Genomic DNA, 7,478 nt, shown 5'->3' on the forward strand with positions numbered 1-7,478 from the left:
TGCAGAAAAAAGATGGACTCCGGGCTTGGAGTCGAGGTCGATGCGTCGGTGACGCGGGGAATGGAGTTGAGTATCCGGGTTATCGACGCTCGCGTGAGGTGAAAAGCTCACGAAATTCATATAGCTTTCGCCCGCTTGAACACTTGCCTGATCAACGAAAATTCTATGTGAGAGAGAACACAGACATACCGAGAACATCATGGCTGTTACTGACCTAGAAGCGCCCGACGAAGACCCCAAACTGGCGTTGTCAGGTTGCTGGGTCGTGTCGCGTAAGATGACGCGATGAAGAAATCAAAATCGCTGTATCACGGTCACCGTTTTCCAGCCGGCGTCATCAGTTGCGCCGTGCGCTGGTACCACCGCTATCAATTGAGCTTGCGTGATATCGAAGAACTGCTCTTCGAGCGTGGTGTGATTGTGACCTACGAGACGATCCGCTGCTGGTGCGATAAGTTTGGCGCAGGCTTTGCCCGTCGGGTGAAAGCGGCGCGTCGCAAACCGGGCGGCATATGGCACCTTGATGAGATGTTCGTTACGTTGCGCGGCGAGCCTTACCTGCTATGGCGCGCAGTGGACGAGCACGGTGCCGAACTCGACATCCTGCTGCAAAAGCGGCGCGACAAGGCCGCTGCCAAACGCTTCTTCAAGCGTGTGCTGCGCTCGAGCCCGGTGCCGCATAAGATCGTCACCGATCAACTGCGCAGTTATCCGGCGGCCAAAGCTGAGATTCCAGAGCTGGCGAGCGTAAAGCACGTGTTTGTCAAAGCGGCAGCCCGACTGAACAACCGAGCTGAAAACAGCCACCAGCCGACACGCGAACGCGAGCGTCGCATGCGCGGCTTTCGTGACCCGAAGCGCACGCAGGTATTCCTGTCGAGCTTCGGACTGATCCGGCAACACTTCGCGCTCAAGCGGCATCTGCTGAGCGCCTCAACCTATCGCAAACAACTCGCGGCGAAATTCATTGCGTGGCGCGAATTCACCGAAGTAACCCGAAATCCGTCGACCGGCTTCTGAACGAGTGTCTCACCTGTGGTGGCTCTGTTTCGCTCTCGACAAGTTGACAAAGCCTCTGAAACAGCAGGTGGTCGGCACCTGGACCTTGACATCCGGATCAGAGAAGCTTGCAAACGGAAAGACCGTCGTTCCCTGGGCGTCCGGCAACCTCATGCTAGATTCGACCGGTCATGTGGCATTCTTTCTCATGGGCAAGGACCGCCCGAAGACGGTCGCCAATCCACGCGTGCCTATCGGTCCGGTTCTCGCCTACTACGGAACATACACAGTCGACGAGTCCACCAGCACCCTGACTTATAACGTCGAATCCAGCACGTCGCCGGCATTCGACGGAGCGGTTCGCAAGCAGAAGGTCGTCTTGAGCGGCGATAAGCTGACCACGACCGGGTCTCCCGTCAAGACGTCCGACGGAGAGATCATCCCGATCAACGAATGGAAGCGAGCCAAGTAGAAGGTGTTGGTTTCCATGGACCGCAGGGTGCAGCGACGCGCTGGAGAAACCCATGAAAGCAATGCTGAAAGCCTTGGCCGTCGCCGCGATGATAGCCCTCGCGATCGGCATCGCGGTGCCCGGCGCTCACGCGCAATCTCCCAGCAGTCTGGCCGGATCTTGGTCGCTGGTCTCGCTGACCGTCACTAGGAGTGGAACCGAGGAGGAACTGCTGGGCGCGCATCCCGAAGGCCTTCTCATGTTCGGGAGCGATGGCCGTTATGCACTGGTCGGTGTGCGCGCCAACCTGCCGAAATTCGCTTCCGGCAACCGGTTGCAAGGAACCGCTGACGAGAATGCGGGAATTGCCCAGGGAAACGTGGCTCACTTCGGTATGTACACGGTCGACACCACCGCTCACGTCATCGTCTTCCACATCCAAAGAAGCACGTTTCCTAACTGGGACGGGGATGTGCAGAGGCGTCCCTTCTCTATCGACGGCGATCGATTGACCTATGTCACGCCGGGCAGCTTCGGTTATGGGGCGGCCAAGGTTGTGTGGCAACGAATGAAGTGAAGCGGGCGTCGACAGAGTTCGCCACTCAAACGTGGGGAGTACATTGGTTTAGAGCCCCCGGGTGGCTTCACTCGAAGCGCGCGGCGTAAGTTGTCAAGCCAGGAGGCCCATGAAAGACGATCAAGACCCCGCAAATGCGATTCGTCGCTTGATCGATGGGTATCAGGTCTCGCAGGCCATTCATGTAGCCCACGCTCAGCATCGCCGATCTCCTCGCGGACGCTCGCCGCACGAGTTGAACTCGCTGCGCTTACCGCTCTCACGCACTGACGCTCTACCGTATGCTGCGCGCCCTCGCGAGCGCCGATGTCCTGCGCGAGCCTGAAGGTCGTCGTTTCGAACTCACGCCTAGCGCTGGGCAAGACGCTCGAGAACTTCAACTTCGACCGGTTGCCCAAACTAAACCGTTCACACCTTCACGACCTCACGACCTCCCTACGGGCCGATACATCGACGAGAAGGTCTGCGTTCTGATGGTCGGGCAGACAGGCGTCGGCAAGTCGCAGGTATCTATCGCGGTGCGGTCCTGACGCCGAGTGGCAAGTCGCGAGGCTGTTTATCAATCAGACCGAGTGCTCAAGAAGCTGCATGCGGCGCGTGCCACGGACTTATACGACGCAAGTTCCGGCAGTTCGTGCGTGTGCTACTGCTGATCGTTGACGACTTCGCGCTCAAGCCCCTTCGTGCGCCCCACGATGAGGACTTCCATGACCTGATCGCTGCAAGGTACGAGCGCGCAGCCTCAATCTTGACTTCAAATTTGGACTTCAGCGAATGGGGCGACGCCTTCCCCGACAACCGAATTCGTGGAGCCGCTACGCTCGATCGCCTACGACACGGCGCCTATCGCGTCGTTATAGAGGGCGAAAGCTTCCGCAAGCCCAAACCGATGATCGACAACGGCGAAAATCCGGTTGCCAAAAACGGCAAAAGACCGCAATCTTGAAACCGTTCGATCCGCGTTCTACCTTGTTTCTGCTGGCGCCATTACGGCGCCCATCCCCGGCGCCATTACGCCGCCCCGTGACACGAAATCACTGCCGGCATGACCGGAAGCTGGGCGGACTTTAAAAATGGTAGTCGAATCGCGAGCTGATGGGATTCGGCACGTTCGTACATCGATGACAGCGCGGTCACCACCACCAAGAAAGTGCGGGGCTGGCTGTGAGCCGGTACTTTCTCGCCACTGCTCGGCCGTCGAGAGGAGGCATTTGGATATTAACCCGCTCTGACGTGAGCAAGAGTGCACCCTCCAGACATGGCGCGTTGCCCTAGCTAGCCATTGCGGTAGCCGCGCATCCGCTAATGGGGAACACGACCTAGCGTTGCCGATCTTAGGGCCTTTTAGAGACATACGATGAGAAAATGCTATCGTTTCGTACCCCGTTCAGCGACTGTCGCAGCGATTTTGTCAGCATCCGTGAGCGGGGCGGCCTTTGCCGAGGACACCGTTGTCATGAATCTCAACTTATCTGAGACGAGGCTGTCGACAACGGAGCTTTTGAATTCAAAGCCGGTCGTGAATCGGTTGTATGCGCCCGATACATCGTCAGTAACGCCAAATACCGACGCGGGGCCATACCTCCCCGGCGTTATGACGCAAAAAGGCATCGTAACGGACACCAGACCTCGTGCATATGGATCTTTCGGCATTCCATATACATCTACTCGCGTGCAGGACGGTGATCAAAGCGCTTCGGGCGCTACGCTTGCCAACCTTCTTAGCACGAGCTTCCCTTATCGGACAATCGGAAAGCTCACGTTCTCTGCCGGCTACTGTTCTGCGAGCCTCATCCGCAGAAGCGTTCTTGTAACGGCCGCACACTGCATCCAAGGCTTCGGCAGTGGAAACTCGACTTATTCCGACTATCAATTTGTCCCGGGACATTATGGTGCGATCGGCGCGACAGCAAAACAGAATGCTCCATATGGCATATGGAATTGGACTGCCTTCGTTCGTCCGGCGAGCTGGGCTAATGGCACTGACACAGGATCTGGCGCAGCCCGTAACAATGATCTGGCGGTGATCGCTCTCGCCAAGAACACTCACAATCAGTTCATCGGCGACATCACAGGATATATGGGTTACGGTTGGAACAACTGTTCGTTCGTCTCTTCTCCAAAGACTGGCAATTTGCAGACCGCGGCCGTCTCGACCTTCGGATATCCGTACCTTCTGGACAGTGGCGCGATTATGCAGCGCACGGATGGGCCAACTTACACGACAGTGGTCGGCGGAGCTTGGCAGCTCTGGCAAGGAAGCGACCTCACAAGCGGCTCAAGCGGTGGCCCGTGGATCGTAAATTTCAAGTCTCGCGACCCTGTGCGGGCAGGAGACGCCGTTGCAGGTACCGCTTCGAAGCTCGCGGTGATTGGCGTGACGTCATGGGGAACCTCCGATCCTAATGCGCCAAAAGATAACTACTCTTCCCAGTTCCGCCAAAACGCGCAGTACCCGAATGCAAATTATGGCGGTTACGGAGCCGGCAACATCGCCTCGCTGCTGAGCACACTGTGTAATAGGAGAGCGCCGGGTGGCGGTACGTACGCCTCGCAAGGATATTGCGACTAGGTGTTCCTGAGTGTGTTCGGTGACTGGGTCTGTCCGAATAATGCAGCGCGGCGGCCTCGGCGGTCGCCGGAACCCCGTCATCGTTAATGCACCGATTAGAATGCCGGCGGTCATGCGCGGCTTTGATGGGGCCAGCCGACGAGTTCGCGGTTGAAAGTATCCGGCAAGAGTGCCAGATCTAGCGAGCCCTCGTGATGTACGAAAAGTCCGAGGGTGGACACCTGACTAGAGTTTCAGACTTTCCGCCGGTGCAAAGCCAGCAAACCATTTGGCCAACGGAACGCTCGTTCACCTTCACACTCCTGATCACCGTTTTCAGCGCCTAGCCTGTGCGGTGATTTCGGCTCACAGCGTGAGCCGTCCTCCGTACGAGCGTGTCATCTCATCGAAAATTCGCGCTGGTCGATTAACTCGAGCCCAGATCTAATTGCGTCATGACCACACTCATCTGAATCTAAGTCAGTGAGGCCCTCCAGCGATCACCTATGCAGAGATTTCCACGGTCACGCGTCGGTCACCTCAATAGGGGATGTCATTGCGTCCCGGCTTGACCCTCTTCGACTTGATGAACGGTGCTTCGGTTGACAACTCAAAACGCAGTTCGCCGGCGGCGATGACTTGGCCTGCCGGAGCGCTAGTGCCGTCCACCCGCACAAACGAAATTACGTGCTCGCGGCTAGCTTTCGCGCGAATCTTCACCATTGCGCCGGTTGCCGGATATTCGAGCGTTACCGATCCATGATGCGCCTCGCTGGCAATTTCGAAGGCTCCGAGCGTGCCGAGAAAGTGCGTTGGACCGACGGTATCGATATCCGCATTCTCGGGCAGGTTAAGATACACCTTGTAGAAGTATCCGCCCGCTGCACCCGCGTTTGTGATCGCGACGTTGTCGAGCACGATCTTGACCGAGCGGAATTTTCTCGCCTTCGATGTACTGGCCGAACTGTCGGCCGGCGCCGACGTGCTCGTCGTTTCGGTATCGGGAAACTCCTCCTCGGTCGTCGTGATGACCTCCTGGATCGACTGAACCGAACTCGCTTCCGCCGTCACAAGCGCGCTGATCGACTGTTCACTCAGCGCGAGGCCTTTCACCCCGCCGATCGCGCGCTCGTCCGCGCTGATGTCGCGAGCCGGCGTCGCCTTGAACAAGCCGACTGGCGGGCGTTGTCGAAGTTGCGGGCGCTCCGCCTGGACCAGGATGATGCGGCCCGCCTGTGCTTGCCGCGGCAGTGACGTGGGCCGGGAGGTGTTGTCATAGTCGTAGGCGGTGATTTTGACGGTGCCCGCCCGGCGCGGGGAGTACGTGTCAACCTTCGGCATCGTAAGGCCCGGCGCGTAGACGAAAGACGCAGGCGCACCCGTCCAATAAGGCGAACTCGACACCGGCATTGTACGGCCGTCCGGCAGCGCCCATGCGTGCCACAGCCTGTCGACGTTGCAGTGGTGCAGGAAGAAAATCGGATCGAGCGGCGACTGCATAGTCGCCATCGAACCGCCGATCAGGTTGTGCACAGGGTTGTGCGGACGCGTTTCAAAGCGCTCTTCGAACGAGTTCACCGTGCCGCGCTGGAAGTTCACAGTCGAGCTCTGAAACGGTGTCAGGTCTAAGGCGCTATAGACGTTCGCGTTTACCCGGGAAACACTCGGGTAGAACGGACTGCCGGGCGTAGTGAAGTCGCTCGGGATTGTCGGATTTGTGTACCAATCCCAATAGGGAAGCATGAGCTTGTTATTGCCCGAGATGATCTGTAGGCGTCGTTCGAAATACCAGAGATATCCCCGGTGCCAGGCGAGAAAATACGATACTTTGTGAGGACAATAATTAACGTGCACATTGACCCAATACTGCCACGAATTCGGGTCACTCGCGTTGATATTGCCGCGCATCCGGTTTACGGCGTCGTGGAACGACGCGTATTCAGGGGTCACCCTGAACTGCTGCCATTCGAGACGGCGTTGCCCGCTTATCTGGGCAAAGCTGGGAAACGCGGCAAGAGACAATGCCGAGGCCGCTCCACCCAGGAACGTTCGGCGGTCAAGTTTTAAATGGCTCATGAAATTCTCCAGCGGGTACGCCTGGCCAATCATTGAATACAAGGTGAACATCCTGAAGTTGGAGTGTTCTCGAAACGCGGTGAATGTTGTTAGCGATGGCGCAAGCGAGCTTCCCGCTTGGCCTGGTGAATAACGCTGCGACCAAGGCGCAACGTGGAAGTTGAACGGTTGAGACTATAGGTCGTCTCGACCGCGAGATTGATATGGAAATCTACTTCAGACTACGCTCATATTAACGTGCGCTGTCGCACATCCAATGCGGGATCAACTGACTAAATGAATTCAAGGTCCGACGCTAGAAATAAACCCTGACTTGAGTTGATTCATTCGTTATTTGCCGCCTTGGTGGTCCAGACAGCCCATTTACACGAGGCTAAACGGCCATTGCGGCGTTGATCGCAGGTCAGTGAAATGGAATTCGTTAGGAATCGAATTTCCCATAGTGGATTGTCCGGTGAGACCGTCGCGCAACGATGGATGCGAACTGGGGCGACGGATTTAAACAAAGAGCATTCGCGCTCGGCCATCGCACAAGCTGGCCGGGGCCTGTTTTCAGACGCTGATGGACTAGATCGCTATTGCGTCGTGGTCCCCGATCTGAAGTCATGATGCGCTTAGTGCAAGATAAAACGGGCGACCGATGCTCCGCAAGAATCCACTTTGGAAAGATACAGTCTTAGCCCGTCACGCTAGGTCGAAGATCTCAACACAACAACGCTAGATAAGTTAGCGTAAGCGAACTTCTAAGGCTGTGCTGAAGAAGCGGGGGTTTTCACGGGATCGTCGTTGCTGATTCCACGATGCGAGAATGGCGACGCGCTCGC

General features: G+C 57.2%; 6 protein-coding genes. 5 read left to right on the top strand and 1 reads right to left on the bottom strand.

Annotated features, from left to right (window positions below):
* Window positions 1-285 precede the first annotated feature (285 nt).
* The 5 genes from AWB67_RS33250 to AWB67_RS33270 all read left to right on the top strand — a co-directional run bounded on the left by AWB67_RS33250 (window position 286) and on the right by AWB67_RS33270 (window position 4,599).
* A complete protein-coding gene (locus AWB67_RS33250) occupies window positions 286-1,020 on the top strand; it encodes an IS6 family transposase (RefSeq protein WP_087660268.1) in 735 nt (244 codons plus the stop codon).
* Window positions 1,021-1,024: 4 nt separating this feature from the next.
* Window positions 1,025-1,471, top strand: a complete 447-nt coding sequence (locus tag AWB67_RS33255; RefSeq protein WP_235025489.1) for a lipocalin-like domain-containing protein — start codon at window positions 1,025-1,027, stop codon at window positions 1,469-1,471.
* A gap of 52 nt (window positions 1,472-1,523) precedes the next feature.
* Window positions 1,524-2,027: a lipocalin-like domain-containing protein gene (locus AWB67_RS33260; protein WP_087660270.1), complete on the top strand. Its 504-nt coding sequence runs from the start codon at window positions 1,524-1,526 to the stop codon at window positions 2,025-2,027.
* Between the two features lie 640 nt (window positions 2,028-2,667).
* Window positions 2,668-2,973 carry an ATP-binding protein gene (locus AWB67_RS43240; protein ID WP_327359557.1) on the top strand — a complete coding sequence of 102 codons (306 nt, stop codon included), beginning with the start codon at window positions 2,668-2,670 and terminating at the stop codon, window positions 2,971-2,973.
* Window positions 2,974-3,483: 510 nt separating this feature from the next.
* Window positions 3,484-4,599, top strand: a complete 1,116-nt coding sequence (locus tag AWB67_RS33270) for a trypsin-like serine peptidase (RefSeq protein ID WP_235025490.1) — start codon at window positions 3,484-3,486, stop codon at window positions 4,597-4,599.
* A 519-nt stretch (window positions 4,600-5,118) separates the two neighbouring features.
* Here the strand turns inward: AWB67_RS33270 and AWB67_RS33275 are convergent.
* Entirely contained in the window at window positions 5,119-6,654 is a 1,536-nt protein-coding gene (locus tag AWB67_RS33275; protein WP_200822375.1) for a tyrosinase family protein, read from the bottom strand.
* Between the last annotated feature and the right edge of the window lie 824 nt (window positions 6,655-7,478).

This window comes from Caballeronia terrestris, from assembly GCF_001544515.1.
Lineage (GTDB): Bacteria > Pseudomonadota > Gammaproteobacteria > Burkholderiales > Burkholderiaceae > Caballeronia > Caballeronia terrestris.